21 protein-coding genes are annotated in these 20,410 nt (G+C 38.8%); 15 read left to right on the top strand and 6 right to left on the bottom strand.

The genetic code is table 11. The features are described from left to right. Window positions 1-183 precede the first annotated feature (183 nt). Entirely contained in the window at window positions 184-804 is a 621-nt protein-coding gene (locus RMB03_RS00765) for a glutathione S-transferase N-terminal domain-containing protein (protein WP_017391235.1), read from the top strand. A gap of 57 nt (window positions 805-861) precedes the next feature. Then, window positions 862-1,290, top strand: coding sequence for a YqaA family protein (locus tag RMB03_RS00760; RefSeq protein WP_311073172.1), 429 nt, complete (start codon window positions 862-864; stop codon window positions 1,288-1,290). 43 nt (window positions 1,291-1,333) lie between these two features. Here the strand turns inward: RMB03_RS00760 and nreB are convergent, their stop codons facing one another. After that, the gene (gene nreB, locus RMB03_RS00755; RefSeq protein WP_311073171.1) at window positions 1,334-2,587 is read right to left on the bottom strand and encodes a nickel resistance MFS transporter NreB; all 1,254 of its coding nucleotides are present in this window, start codon (window positions 2,585-2,587) and stop codon (window positions 1,334-1,336) included. Window positions 2,588-2,823: 236 nt separating this feature from the next. Here nreB and rpmI point away from each other — a divergent pair, with 236 nt between their 5' ends. The 4 genes from rpmI (at window position 2,824) to RMB03_RS00735 (ending at window position 4,596) form a co-directional block, all read left to right on the top strand. After that, window positions 2,824-3,018, top strand: a complete 195-nt coding sequence (gene rpmI / locus RMB03_RS00750; protein ID WP_003655048.1) for a 50S ribosomal protein L35 — start codon at window positions 2,824-2,826, stop codon at window positions 3,016-3,018. Window positions 3,019-3,029: 11 nt separating this feature from the next. Next, window positions 3,030-3,389, top strand: a complete 360-nt coding sequence (gene rplT, locus RMB03_RS00745; RefSeq protein ID WP_000124858.1) for a 50S ribosomal protein L20 — start codon at window positions 3,030-3,032, stop codon at window positions 3,387-3,389. 89 nt (window positions 3,390-3,478) lie between these two features. Next, complete coding sequence (locus RMB03_RS00740; RefSeq protein WP_311073169.1) at window positions 3,479-4,036, top strand: NADAR family protein; 558 nt, start codon at window positions 3,479-3,481, stop codon at window positions 4,034-4,036. 56 nt (window positions 4,037-4,092) lie between these two features. Next, window positions 4,093-4,596, top strand: a complete 504-nt coding sequence (locus tag RMB03_RS00735; protein WP_311073168.1) for a GNAT family N-acetyltransferase — start codon at window positions 4,093-4,095, stop codon at window positions 4,594-4,596. A 6-nt stretch (window positions 4,597-4,602) separates the two neighbouring features. Here the strand turns inward: RMB03_RS00735 and RMB03_RS00730 are convergent, their stop codons facing one another. Next, the gene (locus RMB03_RS00730) at window positions 4,603-5,595 is read right to left on the bottom strand and encodes a hypothetical protein (RefSeq protein WP_311073592.1); all 993 of its coding nucleotides are present in this window, start codon (window positions 5,593-5,595) and stop codon (window positions 4,603-4,605) included. Window positions 5,596-5,753: 158 nt separating this feature from the next. On the opposite strand from RMB03_RS00730, the gene pheS reads away from it, so the two are divergent. From pheS to RMB03_RS00715, 3 genes are read left to right on the top strand one after another with little or no spacing between them, the layout of a single operon-like run. Next, window positions 5,754-6,734 carry a phenylalanine--tRNA ligase subunit alpha gene (pheS, locus tag RMB03_RS00725; protein ID WP_003655056.1) on the top strand — a complete coding sequence of 327 codons (981 nt, stop codon included), beginning with the start codon at window positions 5,754-5,756 and terminating at the stop codon, window positions 6,732-6,734. A 32-nt stretch (window positions 6,735-6,766) separates the two neighbouring features. Next, on the top strand, window positions 6,767-9,148 hold the full coding sequence (pheT, locus tag RMB03_RS00720) for a phenylalanine--tRNA ligase subunit beta (protein WP_311073166.1): 2,382 nt from the start codon (window positions 6,767-6,769) through the stop codon (window positions 9,146-9,148). After that, complete coding sequence (locus RMB03_RS00715; RefSeq protein WP_000126166.1) at window positions 9,145-9,441, top strand: integration host factor subunit alpha; 297 nt, start codon at window positions 9,145-9,147, stop codon at window positions 9,439-9,441. Before pheT ends, RMB03_RS00715 begins: the two co-directional genes overlap by 4 nt. 163 nt (window positions 9,442-9,604) lie before the next feature. Here RMB03_RS00715 and RMB03_RS00710 read toward each other — a convergent pair whose 3' ends face one another. After that, on the bottom strand, window positions 9,605-9,841 hold the full coding sequence (locus RMB03_RS00710) for a hypothetical protein (RefSeq protein ID WP_311073164.1): 237 nt from the start codon (window positions 9,839-9,841) through the stop codon (window positions 9,605-9,607). Between the two features lie 94 nt (window positions 9,842-9,935). Here RMB03_RS00710 and RMB03_RS00705 point away from each other — a divergent pair, with 94 nt between their 5' ends. After that, the gene (locus RMB03_RS00705; RefSeq protein WP_311073162.1) at window positions 9,936-10,088 is read left to right on the top strand and encodes a hypothetical protein; all 153 of its coding nucleotides are present in this window, start codon (window positions 9,936-9,938) and stop codon (window positions 10,086-10,088) included. Window positions 10,089-10,252: 164 nt separating this feature from the next. Here the strand turns inward: RMB03_RS00705 and rho are convergent, their stop codons facing one another. Both rho and trxA read right to left on the bottom strand, forming a co-directional pair. Then, the gene (gene rho, locus RMB03_RS00700) at window positions 10,253-11,521 is read right to left on the bottom strand and encodes a transcription termination factor Rho (RefSeq protein ID WP_003655059.1); all 1,269 of its coding nucleotides are present in this window, start codon (window positions 11,519-11,521) and stop codon (window positions 10,253-10,255) included. A gap of 323 nt (window positions 11,522-11,844) precedes the next feature. Then, window positions 11,845-12,171: a thioredoxin gene (gene trxA / locus RMB03_RS00695; RefSeq protein ID WP_311073159.1), complete on the bottom strand. Its 327-nt coding sequence runs from the start codon at window positions 12,169-12,171 to the stop codon at window positions 11,845-11,847. A gap of 279 nt (window positions 12,172-12,450) precedes the next feature. Here trxA and ppx point away from each other — a divergent pair, with 279 nt between their 5' ends. Genes ppx through RMB03_RS00670 form a run of 5 tightly spaced genes read left to right on the top strand, consistent with a single transcriptional unit; the run spans window position 12,451 to window position 17,550 of the window. Beyond that, window positions 12,451-13,971, top strand: a complete 1,521-nt coding sequence (ppx, locus tag RMB03_RS00690; RefSeq protein WP_017388337.1) for an exopolyphosphatase — start codon at window positions 12,451-12,453, stop codon at window positions 13,969-13,971. An 18-nt stretch (window positions 13,972-13,989) separates the two neighbouring features. Then, window positions 13,990-14,811, top strand: a complete 822-nt coding sequence (locus tag RMB03_RS00685; protein ID WP_311073156.1) for an acetyl-CoA carboxylase carboxyltransferase subunit alpha — start codon at window positions 13,990-13,992, stop codon at window positions 14,809-14,811. Then, window positions 14,748-16,151: a tRNA lysidine(34) synthetase TilS gene (gene tilS, locus RMB03_RS00680; RefSeq protein WP_311073154.1), complete on the top strand. Its 1,404-nt coding sequence runs from the start codon at window positions 14,748-14,750 to the stop codon at window positions 16,149-16,151. Before RMB03_RS00685 ends, tilS begins: the two co-directional genes overlap by 64 nt. Further along, a complete protein-coding gene (proC, locus tag RMB03_RS00675) occupies window positions 16,123-16,959 on the top strand; it encodes a pyrroline-5-carboxylate reductase (RefSeq protein WP_080026326.1) in 837 nt (278 codons plus the stop codon). The genes tilS and proC overlap by 29 nt, the downstream gene beginning before the upstream one ends. A 21-nt stretch (window positions 16,960-16,980) precedes the next feature. Continuing rightward, on the top strand, window positions 16,981-17,550 hold the full coding sequence (locus RMB03_RS00670) for a YggT family protein (RefSeq protein ID WP_003655065.1): 570 nt from the start codon (window positions 16,981-16,983) through the stop codon (window positions 17,548-17,550). 54 nt (window positions 17,551-17,604) lie between these two features. Here the strand turns inward: RMB03_RS00670 and polA are convergent, their stop codons facing one another. Further along, entirely contained in the window at window positions 17,605-20,376 is a 2,772-nt protein-coding gene (gene polA, locus RMB03_RS00665) for a DNA polymerase I (protein WP_198078966.1), read from the bottom strand. Window positions 20,377-20,410: the final 34 nt, after the last annotated feature.

Genomic DNA, 20,410 nt, shown 5'->3' with positions numbered 1-20,410 from the left:
TCCAAATAAAAAAGATGATTTAATTTTTCTCTATTCAGTTTCATTTAAGACAATTAATATATTTTTCTATGAAATTCAATTCTCGAATTTTATGTGTTTTTTGGTGTTGGAAATCTCATAGTCTTTCTTAAAACATGATATAAACCAAGACGCAGTCATGATAATGATGAATAGGAAAATAGAATGATTGATCTATATTATTGGGGAACTCCCAATGGACATAAAATCACAATTGCCTTAGAAGAAATGGGATTGGATTACACTCTTTACCCAATCAATATTTTAGAAAATGATCAATTTCAACCAGACTTCTTGAGAATTTCTCCGAATAATAAAATTCCTGCGATTGTTGATCAAGATGGACCCCGTGGTGAGCCAATTTCTATATTTGAGTCAGGCGCTATCTTGCAATATTTAGGTAGAAAAACTGGATTGTTTTATCCAACAGATGAGCAAGAGCGAGTTGAGGTTGAGCAATGGCTCATGTGGCAAATGGGTGGTTTAGGGCCTATGCTTGGGCAAAATCATCATTTCAATCGTTTCGCCCCAGAAAAAATCCCCTATGCGATAGACCGCTATATTAATGAAACTAAACGTTTATATAGTGTACTTAACAAACAACTCATTGGTCAGAAGTTTGTCGCTGGTGAATACTCTATTGCTGACATGGCAATTTTGCCTTGGATTTTACGTTATGAATGGCAAGGTATTCAGATTGAAGACTATCCATACGTACAAGAATATATTGTACGTTTAACAGCACGCCCCGCAGTTCAGAAAGCACTATCAATTAAAGTGGCCTAATTTCTTGCTTGGATTTAGTGAATACTTAAAGCAAAAAGTCGTTTGGTGTGATTGATTATGCTGAGCTACTTTTTACTTTTTATGAGTGCTTTTGGCGCGGCGACATTATTACCTCTACAGTCTGAAGCGGTATTGGCGACCTTGTTATTAAAGGGGCAATATTCAGCTTTGCTTTTAATTGGTATTGCTACTTTTGGGAATGTATTAGGTTCTTGCGTTAATTGGTGGCTAGGCCTAAAGATAGAACAATTTAAACATCGTAAATGGTTTCCAGTTTCTGAAAAGCGTTTACAACAAGCGCAGAGCTTTTACCATAAATATGGGTTTTACTCCTTACTTTTGAGTTGGGCGCCTATTATTGGCGATCCTATTACTTTGGTTGCTGGGCTATTCAAAGAAAATTTTTGGCGCTTCCTTGGTATAGTCATTATTGCTAAAGCCGGGCGTTATTTGTTTATTTACTGGGTAGTAATGGGTTTTATTTAAAATAAAAAGCATCCGAAGATGCTCTAATTTATACCTATTTAAATTAATCTTCTGAGCTTTTGGTAATGTCCACTTTAAATAGATCATTAGTTTTGAGCCAACAGAAGGTGACGACAACAAGCGTCATACAACCACCAAAAATTGTAGCGGTAATTGTGCCTAAATATTTAGCCGCTAAACCAGATTCAAAGGCACCGAGTTCATTACTCGAAGACACAAACATGCCATTTACAGCGGCTACGCGTCCCCGCATATTTTCTGGTGGGAAAATTTGCAAAATAGTTTGTCTTACAACAACAGAAATACTGTCACATGCACCTGTCATAGCAAGAGCGAAGAGAGATAACCACATATTGTTTGAGAAGGCGAATAGAATAGTGAATATTCCAAAACCTGCTACAGCAAGTAACATGTTACGCCATGCATGTTGAGTTGGCGGAAAGCGAGTCAAAGCAATCATAGTGATAAGTGCGCCAATAGATGGAGCCGCACGTAAATATCCAAGCCCTTCAGGACCGACTTTTAATATATCTTCTGCAAAAATGGGTAATAACGCGATGACACCCCCAAATAAAACAGAAGCTAGATCAAGAGAAATGGCCCAAAGAACAATTTTGGTTTTCCAAATAAAACGGAAACCATCTCCTAGACTTTCTAAAATATTGTCAGTTTCAATTTTAGGGAAACTACGTTTGTGCAATAAGTTAATTAAAATAAAGCAAATGCTGAGTAAAGCAGCCACACTAAATAGGCTAGTTTCCCGTCCTAAATAAGCAAGCATAAAACCACCAAGCATTGGGCCGATAATTACGCCACTTTGCCAGCCTATCGTTGTCCATGTCGCACCATTTGCATAGAGTTCGCGTGGAATTAAAAATGGTTTTAATGATGTTGCAGAAGGATTGTAGAAACCGCGGATTGTTCCTAAGCCAAAAATGACTGTATAAATGCCCCAAGAAAGGAAGTTAACACTGATGTGGCCTAAACCATGTAAATGGAAAAGTAACCATAAAACCAAGGGCAGAGGAACCGAGAAAAATAAACAGATTTTCATAATAAGCTGTTTATTAAACCTATCTGCGAAATAACCTCCCCAAAGAGAAAGGGCAATAAATGGAATTGCTTCTGCAAGTCCGATTAAACCTAAGGTCAGTGGATCTTTGGTGATTTGATATAAAGAGTAGGCAACAATAATTTCTTGAATCAAAATTGCGAGCGTTAAGCAAAATTGATTGATCGTAACGATAGAGAAATCTCGATACCGTAATGCAGCGAAAGCATCATTTTGTATATTCATATTCTTTTGAATTTAAGCGATTGTACTTATTATAGGGGATGATTTTATGGATTTTCTCGTAATTTGATAATTGATTATAGAAAATAACGTTTATATAAAATAGACAATTTAATATCAAAAAATGAGCATTTTACTTTTGTTTTAAGTTGGGATGCTTTAGAATATCGGCTCCCTTACCTGCAGGTCGTTTTTGCAATGGTGCAAACGTTCCGAACAGGTGTTCAAAAGAGGTTGTTATGCCTAAGATGAAAACTCGCCGTGGTGCTGCTAAACGCTTTAAAGCGACTGCACACGGCTTTAAGCGCAAACAAGCATTTAAGCGCCACATTTTGACCAAAAAATCTGCTAAACGTATCCGTCAATTACGCGGCTGTGTAATGGTTCATGTTTCTGACGTGAACTCAGTTCGTCGTATGTGCCCATACATCTAAGGAGATTATAAATGGCTCGTGTAAAACGTGGTGTAGTGGCTCATCGTCGTCACAAAAAAATTCTTGCTCGCGCTAAAGGTTACTATGGTGCTCGTTCACGCGTTTACCGCGTAGCGTTCCAAGCGGTAATCAAAGCTGGTCAATACGCTTATCGTGACCGCCGTCAAAAGAAACGTCAATTCCGTGCTCTATGGATTGCGCGTATCAATGCTGGTGCTCGTCAAAACGGTTTGTCTTACAGCCGTATGATCGATGGCTTGAAAAAAGCTCAAGTAATCATCGACCGTCGCGTATTAGCTGACATCGCTATGCATGATGCAGTAGCATTTGCTGCTTTAGCTGAAAAAGCTAAAGGCGCATTAGCTGCATAAGCTTAGAGATTCAAAAAAGGCCGCTTTTTAGCGGTCTTTTTTATTTTTAGTGGTTCTGTTTTAAAAAAGATAATAACCAGAGATAAATTATGAAAGATGAAAAATTTTTAGATGACTTAATTCAAAAAGTGCAAAAAGGTGATCAGTTTAAATATTTATATTTTTGGGGACATACTCCTAAGCAAGTTGATCTTGTTGATAAGAGTTGTTTTAGTCAGTGGCATCCAGTGCAATTTAAAGATGAAGGTATTGAATACTTTACTGCTGAGCACTATATGATGGCGCAAAAAGCAAAATTATTTAATGATGAAGAAATCTTTGCACAGATCTTGCAAGTTAAACATCCGAATGAAGCAAAACAACTAGGTCGTAAAGTGCGCAATTATGATGAAAAGATATGGCAAGAAAAACGTTTTGATATCGTGGTGCAGGCGAACTTTGCTAAATTCTCTCAGCATCCTGAACTGAAAGAATTCTTATTAGCTACGAAAGATCGTATTTTGGTTGAAGCATCTCCAGTAGATAAAATTTGGGGAATTGGTATGGCGCAAGATCATTTACATATTCAAGACCCATCTCAATGGCAAGGTTTAAATTTATTGGGCTTTGCTTTAATGCATGTTCGGGAGCAGCTTTTAGCTCAATAAATTTGTATTAAAAAATGATACTTAACTTTAAAAAGTAATGATGTGCGGGGAACGAATTGAAATCATTAAATGAAAGAGAAATTCGTATAGCCACTTTTAAGGATGCATTATCTATTGCAGAAGTGCATGTACAGTGCTGGAAAGAAACTTACACCGGTATGCTTAAGCAAGAAATATTGGATGAGCTTAAAGTACTAGATAAGGAGCTACTGTGGAAAGAAATAACCCAAAGCCCTGATCATAAGTTATTTATCTATACTGAAAATGGAATGGTAAAAGGCTTTCTCGATGGTTATCTGAGCCCTGAGAATAATACTGCTGAAATTCTTGCCTTTTATCTTTTGAAAGAAATTCAAAGGCAAGGTATAGGCCGTGAGTTATTTCAAAAGTTCTATCAATGTGCATTAAATCAAGGTTACGCTTTTATTCGTTTAGATGTTTTTAATAAAAATCCAAGCCGTTTCTTCTATGAAAAAATGGGAGCCAAAATAATTGGCGAAACCGAGCTGCCTGAGTTCGGTTTCGAAATAACAGAATTACTTTATCAATGGGAACTGTAATCTTGATTAAAGGCCAAAATAATAAGCCAAAGCACAAATAATAATCGTTAAAACAATCAGCTTAATAACGCCTGAACCAGTGCCTTTATGGTGGTGAGATTTCAAATGTTGTGGATTTTCATTTGATTGCTCGAATGGAGAAGCCTTAATGACTGGAATTATTTGAGCTGTTTGGTAGTGATTAGCAGTCTTAACAATAAGCTTGGCAAACAAATCATCAGTTTTTTGCATGAAATTTCTTAAATTAATGAGTTGTTCTTGGTCTAGCTCTTCTCCTAACGGATCATTTGCAAGTCGCTTCTTTTGTTCTAAATAGTTGGTTAATGCTTGAGTACGAGATAAAAGCTGGTGAGCATAATCTGCAGGATAATTCTCTGGAATTAAAGCAAGTCTTGGTTCTTGGCTTGTAATGTTTGTACCATCAAAATGAGCTTTTTGAAATTCTGGTTCCTCAAAACCTGCTGCATATTTACTACGAAATAATTCACTATCCATAAAGTCCGCTATTTCTTGCCATGGCGGATTTTTTAAATCTGCTTCAATTTTTTTTGATAATTTTTCAGTTAGTTCAAAACGCCAGAAAGTTTCTAAACGAAGTTCGCAGGTTTGTGAAGGAGGGGCTTCAAACTCATTATCATTGTTATACCATTCAGCAAGTTCATGGCCGAAAATCCATGCAAATTTCTTATTATTTTCATGGCTCACAATAAAATGAGTATAAGGTAAAAGCTCAACATTGCTGTTTGGATTTTGCTCTTCATTTAGAAGGCTTGATAAATGTAAGCTAAGCTGAGTGGTACCTTGTTTTTTTAAAGCTTCTAACCAAACTTGAAAGTGTTGAGCAAGTAAATGCTGAGAAGTTAAGTCACGAAACTGAAAACTATGGTGGTCAAAAATATGATGTTGTCGCCATTGGGTAAAGCTTAAATTTTGGCGGAGGTATTCATTACCATACGTCACAAGCGTAAGTTGTTGTTTCCAAATCTGATTGAGCGCCATAATAGTTGATCTCATTGACGATGCTATTATCTTATACGTTTTATCTTTTTGTTGCCTAATACATTTTTCATGATGGATAAACTTCATCAATTCGATGAAAAACTGTTAGAATGCAGTGTTTTATTATATTTTTTTAATTTGTTGCTTTGAGAGTTAATATGTCACTGGAAGCCCTGACCACAGAAGCGCTTGCTGCCATTGCAGCAGCTCAAGACCTTGTTGCACTTGATCAGGTACGTGTGCAATTTACAGGGAAAAAAAGCCAGCTTGCAGAACAATCGAAAGCATTAGGGAAAATGGACCCTGAAGAACGCAAAGTACAAGGTGCTGCGATTCATGCTGTTCGAGAAACAATTAATACTGCTTTAACAGAACGTCAAGCAGCATTACAGCAGGCAGCACTTGAGCAAAAGCTAGCAAGTGAAACGATTGATATTACTTTGCCGGGCCGCGGTCAGCGTGTTGGTACAGTCCATCCTGTTACCCAAGTACAAGAAAGAATTTGTCAGTTCTTCACTAAAGCTGGTTTTACAGTCGCGACTGGTCCAGAAGTTGAAGATGACTATCACAATTTTGAAGCATTAAATATTCCTGGTCACCATCCAGCGCGTGCTATGCACGATACTTTCTATTTTGATGCCACTCATTTACTGCGTACGCATACTTCTGGTGTACAGATTCGTACAATGGAAACAAGTGAGCCACCAATTCGTATTGTATGTCCTGGGCGTGTTTATCGTTGTGACTCAGACCAAACGCATTCACCTATGTTCCATCAGATCGAAGGTCTATACGTTGCAGAGAACACCAGCTTTGCTGAGTTAAAAGGTTTATTGATTAATCTGCTTAATGAATTTTTTGAAAAAGATTTAAAGGTACGTTTCCGTCCATCATATTTCCCGTTTACTGAACCAAGTGCGGAAGTAGATATTATGGATGAACGTGGCCGTTGGTTAGAAGTTTTAGGCTGTGGCATGGTACATCCAAATGTATTACGTGCTGCTGGTATTGATCCTGATAAATACAAAGGCTTTGCTTTTGGTTTAGGGGTAGAGCGTTTTGCAATGTTGCGTTATGGCATTAATGACTTGCGTATGTTCTATCAAAATGATGTGCGTTTCTTACGCCAATTTGCCTAACAGTTTTTCAGGATTAAAAAAGGTTTATAAAGATGAAGATTAGCGAAAATTGGCTACGCACATGGGTTAACCCAGCAATTGATAGCGATACATTGTCTGATCAGTTGACGATGCTTGGTCTTGAAGTTGATGAATTAGCACCTGTGGCTAAACCATTTACAGGCGTTGTAATCGGTGAAGTATTAACTGTTGAGCAGCATCCCGATGCAGACCGCCTGCGTGTAACAACTATTAATATTGGTTCAGGTGAGCCCCTGCAAATTGTATGTGGTGCACCTAATGTTCGCGTTGGAATGAAAGCTCCAGTTGCAACCATTGGGGCTGTATTACCTGGCGATTTTAAAATCAAAAAAGGTAAGCTTCGTGGAGTTGAGTCACAAGGGATGCTTTGTGGTGCTTCTGAGATTGATCTTGAAGATAAAATCGATGGTTTGCTCGAGCTGCCAGCGGATGCTCCAGTAGGAGTAAATATCCGTGAATACCTCAAACTTGATGACAATGTCATTGATATCAGTATTACGCCAAACCGTGGTGACTGTTTTAGTATTCGTGGTATTGCCCGTGAAATCTCAGTTATTAATAAGCTACAAATGAATGAACCCGTAATTAATACGATTGCCGCCACCATTTCTGATGAGAAAAAAGTAGTTATCAGTACTGAAGGCGCTCCGCGTTATTTAGGGCGTGTAGTTAAAAACGTTAATGTAAAAGCTGCTACTCCTGAGTGGATGCAACAGGCTTTATCACGTTCAGGAATCCGTACTCATAGTATTTTGGTTGATGTGACCAACTATGTCTTAATGGAATTGGGTCAACCAATGCATGCATTCGATTTGTCTAAAATCGAAGGGACTGTACATGTTCGTCAAGCAACACAACAAGAAAAGTTACAACTTCTGAATGATCAAGAAGTTGAGTTGCAAGAAGATATTATGGTGATTGCTGATGACCAAAAAGCTTTAGCAGTTGCTGGAATTATGGGCGGTTTAGCATCAAGTGTAACCGATGACACTACCGATATCTTCCTAGAAAGTGCATTCTTCGCGCCACTCGCGATTGCTGGTCGTGCTCGTCGTTTTGGTTTACATACAGACTCTTCACAGCGTTATGAACGTGGTGTAGATTTTGAATTGCCGTTAATAGCGATGAACCGTGCTTCGCAGCTTATTCAAGAGTTAGCGGGCGGTGAATTTGGCCCAATTACTGTAGCTGAAAAAACTGACTTACTCCCAAAACGTGAAGCCATTGAACTGAAACAAGCTCAGGTAGATCAATTATTGGGATATCAAGTGGCGGGTGAGTTCATTGCAGATGCTTTAACCCGACTAGGGTGTAAGGTAACAGTTAAAGCTGAAGGTGAATGGAGTGTAGTTCCACCATCACATCGCTATGATATGGCAATTTATCAAGACTTAATTGAAGAAGTTGCACGTATTGATGGCTATGACAATATCCAGATTAGCTTACCAAGCATGGATGTTAAATTTGCTAAATACCAAGATCGCTTTGAGCTCGCTGAGCTGCGTCAAACGATCGTGACATTAGGTTATCAAGAAGCAATTAGCTTTAGCTTTGCTGATGCCAAACTTGAAAAGCAATTAAATCCGGAAGTTAAACCGTTGATGCTCGCAAATCCAATTTCAAGTGATTTGGCCGCAATGCGTAGTACTTTACTTTCTAGTTTAATTCCTTGCGTACAATATAATCTCAACCGTCAGCAAAGCCGTGTTCGCTTCTTCGAATTCGGACTGCGTTTTGATTATCAAAATGCTAAGAGTATTGAAGACTTGCAACAGACTCCTACCTTGGCTCTTGTTGCAGTCGGCTCGCAAGCACCAGAATCATGGCATGCTAAGCCTCAACCAATGGATTTCTTTGATTTCAAAGGTGAAGTAGAAGAAATTTTAGCTGCTGGGCGTGTAAGTGTTGAATACGTTCGTTCAGAACGTGCGTGGTTGCACCCAGGGCAATCGGCTGACATTTTAGTAGATGGTAAGTCAATTGGTTATTTGGGCCGTTTGCATCCATCTCTAGAAAATGAGCTTGATTTAAGCACTACTTGGGTTGCTGAACTCGATCAAACAGCTGTTTTGCAATCTTATGTATCTAATTTTACAGAATTATCACGTTTTCCTTCGGTTAGACGTGATATTGCGCTTTTAATCTCTGATAATATAAATGTTAGAGATATTCAGCAGTTAATCGAACAAACTGGTGGAGAGCTTTTAGACTCTACATGGTTATTCGATGTGTATACGGGGCAGGGTGTCGAAGATGGTAAGCGCTCATTAGCGTTCGCACTATTGTGGCAACATCCTTCACGTACGCTTGAAGATGCTGAAATTAAATCTGGTATGGACAATATTATCCAAGTGTTAGAAAACACTTATCAAGCGACATTGAGGGCCTCATGACAGCATTAACTAAAGCAGACATGGCTGATCATTTAAGTGAGTTAACCAGCTTAAATCGCCGTGAAGCAAAACAAATGGTCGAGTTGTTCTTCGACGAAATTAGCCAAGCACTTATTGCAGGGGAGCAGGTTAAGCTCTCTGGTTTCGGTAATTTTGAATTAAGAGATAAACGCGAACGTCCAGGACGTAATCCGAAGACAGGCGAAGAAATTCCAATTTCTGCTCGCCGTGTAGTTACCTTCAGAGCGGGTCAGAAATTTAGACAACGCGTTGGAAATGAGCAGATCGATTGATCTGCTTTTTTTTATTTATATTTTAAATGGCTTTATATAATCTTATTTAACTTTAAGGATGTCCCGCTTTAGGTTGGTATTGTAAGCGAAGGGATTGTTAGAACTTAAAATTTAGGCATAAAAAAAGAGGACAAAATGTCCTCTTTTTATCTAATCTTATAGATTAGTGTGCAGCAGAAGCAGCAACGTCAGAAGCAGCAGCAGCAACGTCAGAAGCAGCAGCAACGTCAGAAGCAGCAGCGTCAACAGCTACAGCAGCTTCAGAAGCAGCAGCAGTAGCTTCAGAAGCAGCAGCTACAGCTTCAGAAGCAGCAGCAGGAGCTTCTTCTTTCTTAGAACAACCAACGAAAGCTAAAGTAGCAGCAACAGCAGCAGCAACAGCAAATTTTTTGAATAACATGGCATCACTCTCACAAAAAAGATTTGAGATTAAAAAAACCTAAGTTGGACTGTTTTGCTTTTATTATTCCTAAAACGTAGCTAGGTAACAACGCATGGAGCAGTCTAACTGGTCTGCCGCTATGCTATCACTGCAAATGCTGAAATACTACTGCCGTCTGTCAAAAAAACGTATGAAAAAGAGAAAAATAGTCTGTTTTTTAACAGAAAAAAACAATCAATCAGCCCGAGTACATTGGAAAAGGTAGAGGTAAGCCACTAAAAAACTTAATTTTTTTAATTCAAAAATATTTATTATCAAAATCTTATAAATAATTTTACATAAAAAACTGCAAAATGTATTTTTGTGTAAAGCTTGTCAACCAAATAAAAAGCCACTCAAAAGAGTGGCTTTTTATTGAAGATTAATTGATTAAGTTGAAGCTTTACGTTTCATTTGATCGAAGAAATCATCATTTGTTTTAGTTTCTTTCATGCGATCAAGTAAGAATTCCATTGCCGCCAACTCATCCATAGGATGAAGAAGCTTACGGAGGATCCATACTTTACGTAAGTTATCGTCATCCATTAAGCGTTCTTCACGACGGGTACCAGATTTCTTAATATTCATAGCAGGGAAGACGCGTTTTTCAGCAATACGGCGATCAAGAGTAATCTCTTGGTTACCTGTACCTTTGAATTCTTCATAAATTACGTCATCCATTTTACTGCCTGTTTCAATCAAAGCAGTTGAGATGATCGTAAGAGATCCACCTTCTTCAATATTACGTGCAGCACCGAAGAAGCGTTTAGGGCGCTCTAATGCGTGAGCATCTACACCACCAGTTAATACTTTACCTGATGAAGGAATGACAGTGTTATATGCACGCGCTAAACGGGTAATAGAGTCAAGCAAAATCACAACGTCTTTTTTATGTTCAACAAGACGTTTTGCTTTTTCAATCACCATTTCTGCAACTTGTACGTGGCGAGCAGGAGCTTCATCGAAGGTTGAAGCAATGACTTCACCGCGAACAGTACGTTCCATTTCGGTTACTTCTTCTGGACGCTCGTCAATTAATAGAACAATCAGGAATACTTCAGGATTGTTTCTAACAATAGATTGAGCAATATTTTGAAGTAACATTGTTTTACCCGCTTTTGGCGGTGCAACAATAATAGAACGTTGACCTTTACCAATTGGCGCAACTAAGTCAACCACACGAGAAGTTAAGTCTTCTGTCGTACCATTACCTAGTTCCATAACCAATTGTTCGGTTGGGAAAAGGGGGGTTAAGTTTTCAAATAGAATTTTATTTCGAGAATTTTCTGGCGTGTCATAGTTAATCTGGTTAACTTTGAGCAACGCAAAATAACGCTCACCTTCTTTTGGAGGGCGAATAGTACCTGTGATGGTATCGCCTGTACGCAAGTTAAAGCGTCGGATTTGTGAGGGACTCACATAAATATCATCCGGACCTGCTAAATACGAACCTGCGGCAGAGCGCAAAAAACCAAAACCATCAGAGAGAATTTCAAGAACGCCATCACCAAAAATTTCTTCGCCATTCATTGCATGGCGTTTCAAAATGGCAAAGATAATATCTTGCTTTCGGTTACGAGCCATACCTTCCAGGCCCATAAATTCAGCAATTTTAATTAATTCACCAATTGGTTTTTTCTTGAGTTCAGTTAAATTCATAAGGGTCAGAATTAGGAAAGAGTAGAGTGTGGTTTAAAAAGAAGAAAAATCGCTCGCATACAAAAAAGATTATCGCAATTGTATTTACACAATAACAATTCAGAAGTCTGATTGATTGTTTCGAAGAAAAATGTGAAAAAACAATTTCTGTTGCCGAGTGGCGATCTTTATGTTTGTGTCTTGTAAGAAGCCGGACGAAGATGATTCCCTTCAGTGCCTCTTGAGCATGTAATATAAGCCAGCTTAGTTAATTTGTCAATTTATAGCCGAAAAAAAATACGCTATAAAAAAGTATAGCGTATTTTCATTCTTAGCATTTTGACTTAAACATTTTCATCAATAAAGCTAATAAGTTTAGAGCGAGGTACAGCGCCAATTTGTTGAGCTACGACTTCACCATTTTTGAAAAGTAATAAAGCAGGAATATTACGGATATTGTATTTCACCGCAATATCTTCGCAAGAAGTCACATCAACTTTAACAATTTTTACTTTACCAGCATATTCACTTGATAAGTCTTCAAGAACAGGTGCAATTGCTTTACAAGGTGCACACCAACCTGCCCAGAAGTCAACAAGTACAGGTGTTTCAGCGTCTAGAACATCTGCTTGGAAGTTATCATCAGTTGTATTTACAATAGTCGCAGACATGGTACGGCTCCAATTTTTAGAAAAAAGTGCTATTACTACAGGAGAAAATTATCTCTATCAGTATTACATAGCTACTTAGTTCAATGTAAGGGTTTGATGCTATTATTCAAGGCTTAACTAAATTTGTCTAATGGATGCTCACGATATTCATCATCGACTTGTACAATCAACTCATAAATAGAAAAATATAAATGACAGTTAATTGTTGATGAAAATGGCTTTTCAATTGCATTCTTGTGAATTACTCTAGGCGTGAATTGTTATGGGTTTAGTTCAATAATGTCTGACTTTCTGATTGATGAAGAATTACTTGCCGCCATAGATATGGGGTCGAACAGCTTTCACCTTGCAATTGCACGGGTAGATCACGGTGAAGTTAAAAAAGTTGCTTCGATGTCAGAAAAAGTACAGCTTGCAGCTGGTTTAGATGAGAATAAAAATTTAACAGAAGCAGCTCAGCAACGTGGTTTGGCATGTCTAGCGCGTTTTGTTGGAAGATTGAGTTCTGTTCAACCTAATCGTTTAAGAATTGTGGCTACTAATGCCTTGCGCCAGGCAAAAAATGGTCATGAATTTATCCAAAAAGCTGCAGAAATTTTACCTAAACCTATTGAAATTATTGCAGGGCGAGAAGAAGCTCGTCTGATCTATTTGGGCGTATCGCATACCATGGCCAATGGCGGACGTCGCTTAGTTGTTGATATTGGTGGGGGTTCTACTGAATTCATTATTGGTGAAGAGTTTGAACCGATTTACACCGAGTCATTACAAATGGGTTGTGTGGCCTATACAACAGCCTACTTTGCAGATGGGGAAATTACTCAGAAATCATTTGATAAGGCCGTAGTTGCTGCCCGTAAAGAACTTTCTGCTATAGCAACGACTTATAAAATGGAAGGGTGGGATACTGTCGTTGGTTCGAGTGGAACGATTAAAGCCTGTCGCCAAATTATGGTTAATATGGGCTTAAGTGATGAACAAGAAAATGTCACTCGAGAAGGGTTATACAAACTCAAAGATAAATTACTTAAGTTTAAAAATGTTTCTGAAATTGATTTTGAAGGATTAAGAGAGGATCGACGAGCAGTTTTGCCAGCCGGATTGGCAATTTTGTACGCAGTTTTTGAAGTTCTAGAAATTGATCGTTTGGCATATTCTGATGGTGCATTACGCGAAGGTGTTATGTATGACCTATTAGGTCGATTTAAACATGAAGATATCCGCGACCGCAGTGTACAAGCTCTAATGGGCCGTTATAATGCTGACCCTAAACAAGCAGAACGTGTTGTCAAGACAGCACAACAATTATTTGATGGTGTTGCTAAATCTCTTAATTTAACGAGTGAAGACAGTGACTTACTGCGTCGGTCAGCTTATTTACATGAAATTGGTTTAGCAATTAGTCATGGTGGTTATCATCGCCATGGTGCTTATTTATTACAGCATTCTGATATTCCGGGTTTCTCGCAAATTGATCAAAATCATCTTTCACATTTAGTTGCTCATCATCGTCGTAAATTACGAAATGATGTAAAAAACGAAATTTTGAAGGCTGGTGGTCATAAATTACTTTACTTAAGTTTATTGCTTCGCCTAGCAGTTTTACTCAACCATAGTCGAAGTGATCAGATGCTTCCTGCCATTGAACTGACCATCATAAATGATCAACAATGGCAGCTTAGTGTTTCTGGTGATGCCAAACAATGGCCATTGTTAGTTGCCGACTTGCATGATGAGCAAGAGCAGTTTAAGCATTGGGACATTGAATTGAATATTCAGTCGGAAAAATTTATCGATTAAAGGGATAATATTCGACCTATGAAAAAATCTACTCAGTCCAAAGCTTGGACAACGGTTCAAATTGCACGTCATCCTGAACGTCCGCAGTTTCTAGATTATGTCGGTGAAATCTTTACAGAGTTTGACGCCTTGCATGGTGATCGTTTGTTTGGTGACGATGGTGCGATGGTAGGTGGTCTTGCTCGTTTTGACGGTCAACCTGTGATGGTCATTGGACAACACCGTGGTCGTAGTACCCGTGAAAAATTAAAGCATAACTTCGGTATGGCTAACCCTGAGGGTTACCGTAAATCTCAACGCCTATTAGATATGGCTGAGCGTTTTAATCTTCCGGTTTTCACGTTTATTGATACTATGGGTGCTTACCCAGGTGTTGGTGCTGAAGAGCGTGGACAAGCCGAAGCAATTGCAACTAGCCTTGCTCAACTTTCACGTTTGAAAGTTCCTGTTGTTGCAACAGTATTGGGTGAAGGTGGTTCTGGTGGTGCTTTAGGTATTGGTGTGGCTGACAGAGTAATTATGTTGTCGCACAGTATCTATTCTGTGATTTCACCAGAAGGCTGCGCATCTATTTTATGGAAAACTGCTGAAAAAGCGGCTCAAGCGAGTGAAGCTTTAGGTTTGACAGCAGACAAATTACAATCTCTAGGTATTGTTGAATATGTAGTAGATGAAGGCGAAGGGGCACATTTAGACCCTGAGCAAGTCATGCAAAACCTAAAAGTAGTTTTGAAGCAAGCTTTGGATGAATTGCTACCACTGGATGCAAATGAACGATGCGAAGCACGTTATCAACGTTTAATGAAGTTTGGCAGCGCAAATTTAGGCATAATGCCTTAAAGCAGGCTCAACTGTTTTCAGAAAATAGTTCTTTTCTTATTGGATGTAGTGGCGGCATGGATTCAATGCTGCTACTACATTTGATGTCTCAAATTTTCCCTCAAAAGATTCGAGCGATTTATATTGATCATCAACTGCAATCACAAAGTGCAGAATGGGGGAAACTCGTTGCTAAACAAGCTACTCGCTTAGATATTCCTTATATTGTTCAAAAAGTTCAAGTTACCGACGGTAATTTGGAAGCTCAAGCACGTCAGGCACGTTATCAAGCTTATCGACAGCATTTACAAGCCAACGAAATTTTAGTGCTTGCTCATCATCAGCAAGATCAGGCTGAAACAGTAATGTTGAGGTTGTTATCGGGTGCAGGTGTTGATGGATTAGCTGCAATGCAATCCATTGATTACCGTGCAGACATGACAATTTGGCGTCCTTTTTTAGATTTAACTCGTGAGCAAATTGCCGATTGGACTACTCAACTTGAAATTGAGTATGTAAATGACCCTACAAATTACGATATTCATTATGATAGGGCGTGGTCACGTGAGGAACTTTGGCCTTTTTTACAAAACCGCTTTCCTAAAATGCAGCAAGCCCTTAGTCGAACCAGTTATTTGATGCAAGATGCTTCTGAAATTTTAGAAGAAGTTTTGATACTCGATTTAAAGCATTGTGGTACCGCTGAGTGTTTGGACTTAACTAAATTGTTAGATTTATCAGCTGCCCGTCAGCGCCAGTTGCTTTCGGTTTGGATGAAAGGTGATGGGCAATATCGACCTGCATTTGAAATGGTCGAGCGCTTAAAAAATGAAGTGATTGATTCAAAGTCTGACGCACAGGCAGCATTACACTGGAATCAGTTTTATTATGTCCGTTATCAAAATCATCTTTATAGATTGAGTAAGCAGGCTTTTCTTGCTGAAACATTAAGTCCAGTTGAAGCTGAATCGGAGCATCATTTCCAAATGGGAGAAATAGTGCATTACGCTTCAGGAAATTTTCAGATTAAACAAAAAAAAATCGGTTTGGCTTCATCTTTATTAAATGAAAAATTGACAATAATTCGACGTCAAGGTGGGGAAAAAGTCCATTTATATGGTCGTATTGGCCAATGGCCATTAAAAAAAGCAATTCAAGAAGCACATATTTTGCCTTGGCTTCGTCATACAATTCAAATATTAGTCATAGATAATGTTATGCTTGGGGTTTTTACACCGAAAGGATTTTGGTTGGCTCAGTCTCCGTATTGTGAGCAAGGAGGATGGCAACCAGATTTAATTTCTCATTCTTGTAATCTGGTAAATGGCGAATATGGTTATGGCAAGTGCAGTAAATTGTAATATCTGTTTTATTGGTGGCGGTAATATGGCCCAAGCTTTAATTGGCGGGCTGGTTTCAAGAGGTTTACCACCGACACGTATTACAGTTTCAGATCCTGTTGAACAGATCCGTCAATTATTACAAGAGAAAGAAGTCCACGTAACACAAGATAACGTGGCTGCAATTCAAAATGCTGATGTTGTCGTACTGGCGGTAAAACCCCAAGTTCTGGCGACTGTTTTACGTCCCTTAAAAGGTCTGTTATCAGATAAGTTAGTCATTTCAATTATTGCTGGTGCTGAAATTCAAACAATATCAAATTTAATTGATAGCGATCGAATTGTGCGAGTTATGCCAAATACACCAGCTCTGGTTCAAACAGGCGCGCATGGTATCTATGCAAATGATGTAGTGGGTACTTCGGATCGTGAATTAACAAGTCAGATTTTAGCAGCCACAGGCTTAACAATTTGGGTAAACTCCGAAGCTCAAATTGATGCGGTAACAGCAGTTTCTGGCTCAGGTCCTGCATATTTTTTCTATCTCATGGAAAGTATGATCCGTGCGGGTAAAAATTTAGGACTAGATGAAAAAGTTGCAACCGCTTTGACTCTTCAAACGGCGTTAGGTGCAGCTCAAATGGCAATTACCAGTTCAAATACTCCATCTGAACTTCGTAAGAATGTGACATCGCCAAATGGTACAACACAAGCTGCACTTGAAGTTTTTGACCGTGCACAAATCTCCCAAAATATTCAATCTGCATTGGCTGCTGCACAGAAGCGTAGCCAAGAATTGGCTCAAGAATTGAGTGACAGTGCGAAATAGCTTAAATAGGATAAGACAACTATGGGTGCAAATTCTGCGCTAATTTTTGGAATTTTAATTAATGTCGCGATTTTATTGGTCTTTTTCCGTTTTTTAATGCAATTAGCGGCAGTAAGTCCTTATAATCCTGTGGTTTTATCGACCGTAAAAGCGACTAAGATTGTTGATATTTTTGGCCGAATTTTTCCGACGGTCGCAAAAGGCCGATTTAATTTGGCTGCGTTGGTTCTTTTAATTACTTTGTATTTGCTGAAAATTTTCGGTGTGATGTATCTTTCTGGCTCTATGCCAAATAGTCCGATTCATTTACTGATTCTGACATTTGTGACCATGATTCAGGATTTGATTCGTTTCTGCCGTTATTTAATTTTCGCAACAATCATTTTGAGTTGGGTTGTTATGTTCACTCAATCGCGTTCACCTTATATTGAGGTGATTCAAGATTTGGCTGAACCATTACTCGCACCATTCCGTCGTTTATTGCCTAATATGGGAATGATTGATTTATCTCCAATTTTGGCATTTTTAGCACTCTATATTGCCGAGATCCTAATGAATGAAGTAGCGAAAGTTCTATTAACAGGCCTTTAAGCTGACTCAATAAAAAAGGGCTGTATTTCACAGCCCTTTTTTTATTTCTGTTAATTAATGAGCATCATCCCAGTTTAGACCTTGTCCTACCTCAACCACTAAAGGCACAGAAATTTCTACAACTGATTCCATGACTTTTGCGATTTGTTTGGAAAGTTCTTCAGCAATGTTTTGATCGGCTTCAAAAACTAATTCATCGTGTACTTGAAGTAGTAACTTGGCTTGATCTTTTGGCAAGATTTTATCAACTTCAATCATCGCAATTTTAATAATATCAGCAGCACTACCTTGTAAAGGTGCATTGATCGCAGCACGTTCGGCAGCCTTACGCACCATCACATTTCGTGCATCAATATCAGGTGTATAAAGACGACGACCTAAAATGGTTTCAACAAATCCTTGCTCTGATGCAACTTGACGCGTGCGTTGCATATATTCATAGATACCAGGATAACGTTGGAAATATTGCTTAATATAATTTTGTGATTCTTGACGTGTGAAACCTAACTGACGAATTAAGCCAAACTCAGACATACCATAAAGTAGGCCAAAGTTTACTGCTTTGGCTTGACGACGCTGGTCATTGGTCACATCTTCAATTGCAATACCCAATACTTCGGCAGCAGTACGGCGATGAACATCTTGCCCGTGCTGGAACGCATGTACTAAAGCATCATCTTGAGAAAAATGTGCCATTAAACGTAGTTCAATTTGCGAGTAATCGGCAGCCAATAGAACTCGGCCTTCTGGTGCAATGAATGCTTTACGAATCTGACGACCAATTTGTCTACGAATTGGAATATTTTGTAAGTTAGGATCAGAAGAGGATAGACGACCTGTCGCTGTTAAGGCTTGATGATAACTCGTATGTACACGATGCGTATCATTATGAGACTGCTCAACCAAACGGTCCGTATAAGTACTCTTTAGTTTTGCCAATCCGCGATGTTCTAAAATAATTTCCGCTAAAGGATGTTCAATTTTTTCTAAAACACTTTCGCTTGTACTGTATTGCCCAGTTGCGGTTTTTTTACCACCTTTGATTCCTAATTTATCAAATAGTATTTCGCCTACTTGCTTAGGTGAAGCAATATTAAAAGTTTCATCTGCAATTTCCATGGCCTGATTTTCAAGACCTTCCATAGTTTTTGCAAATTCAACACTTAAGTTATCTAGGAATGCATGATCTAAACGAATGCCATCTTCTTCCATGCCTGACAAAATGCGAGCAACTGGCATTTCGATGTTATATAAAATATTTTCTAGCTCAGGGAATGGCTTAAGTTTATTTGAAAGTACTTCATATAAACGATAGGTGACATGTGCATCTTCTGCTGCATAGTGAGCAGCGACTTCAATCTCAATTTGATTAAATGTTTTCTGCTTTGCACCTTTACCAGCAATTTGCTCAAAAGTCGTTGTTAAGTGACTTAAGTAGACACGAGCAACATCATCCATTCCATGACGAGTCGCTGCCGCATTCAATACGTAAGATGCCAACATGGTATCGAAATACCAGCCTTTTAGCTCAATGCCGTGGTTTGCAAAAATGTGTGCATCATATTTAAGATGATGGCCAATTTTTTTAACCGCTTCATTTTCTAATACAGGCTTAATTTGAGCCAGAATTTGCTCACGGTTCAGTTGCTGTGGAGCATTTTCATAGTTATGCGCCAAAGGAACATAATAGGCATCTTGCGCATCAAATGCGATTGAAAAACCGACCATCTCCGCAATACGATAGTCAAGACTTGTAGTTTCTGTATCAATGGCAAAATGATCGGCATTTTGCATGCGTTGCCAGAGTTGATCCCATGCTTCTTGAGTTAAAACAGTGTGGTAATTGGCGGTTCCAAGTTGGTCATCTTGACTGGTTAAGCTTGCCTGATCTTCAGTTTCTATAGAATCAGCCGGTTTAACTTCATCTTGAACTACGACCTGTGAAACTTGTTGTTTATAGCTAGAGCTGTTCGGATTATTTGGATGATCAAGCGACTGTAACTGATTTCTAAATTCAAGCTCAGTATATAGATTGCGTAAAGCATCAACATTTGGGTCGATAAGCTTTAATTCATGCCAATCGAGTTCTAAAGGAAGATCACACACAATGCTTGCTAACTGATGATCAAGCTTAATATTGTCTAAATTATCTTTGATATTCTGGCTAATCTTGCCTTTAAGTTGGTCTGCATTGGCAATGATATTGTCTAAAGTGCCATATTCAGTCAATAACTTGGCTGCTGTCTTTGCGCCTACACCCGGTACACCCATAATACCGTCAGATGCATCACCCATCAGAGTCAAGTAGTCGATAATCTGATTTGGCCAAACGCCAAATTTTTCAAATACACCGTCGGTGTCCATTACGCGATCTTTAAAGCTATCTTCTAACTTTACATGATCATTAACTAATTGAGCCATGTCTTTATCTCCAGTCGAGATAAGAACATGGTGTCCTTCGAGTACGGCACGTTTAGCAAGTGTACCGATAATGTCATCTGCTTCTGCGCCAGGGAGACTATATAAAGGAATACCTTGAGCTTTAATCAATGCATGTAAATATGGAATTTGTTGAGACAACTCTTCGGGCATGCTCGGGCGGTCACCTTTATAGATCGGTGAAAGCTTATGACGGAAGGTTGGTTCGGGGGTATCAAAAATTACGGCCATATGCGTTGGTTGCATACGACGCATCAATTTTTGAATCGCAGAAATTGCTCCACGTATTGCATTGGTATGTAACCCTGTAGAGGTCGTCAATGGTGGTAATGCATGATATGCACGAAATAAAAAATAGGACCCATCAACCAAGACAAATGGTGGCATTGAACAATTCCTTAATCTGAATTACGGGTATTTT

The sequence above is a fragment of the Acinetobacter sp. V91_7 genome (genome assembly GCF_031799075.1).
GTDB lineage: Bacteria > Pseudomonadota > Gammaproteobacteria > Pseudomonadales > Moraxellaceae > Acinetobacter > Acinetobacter calcoaceticus.
The sequence above is the reverse complement of the archived record's forward strand: the minus strand, read 5'-3'. Positions and strand labels throughout refer to the sequence as shown.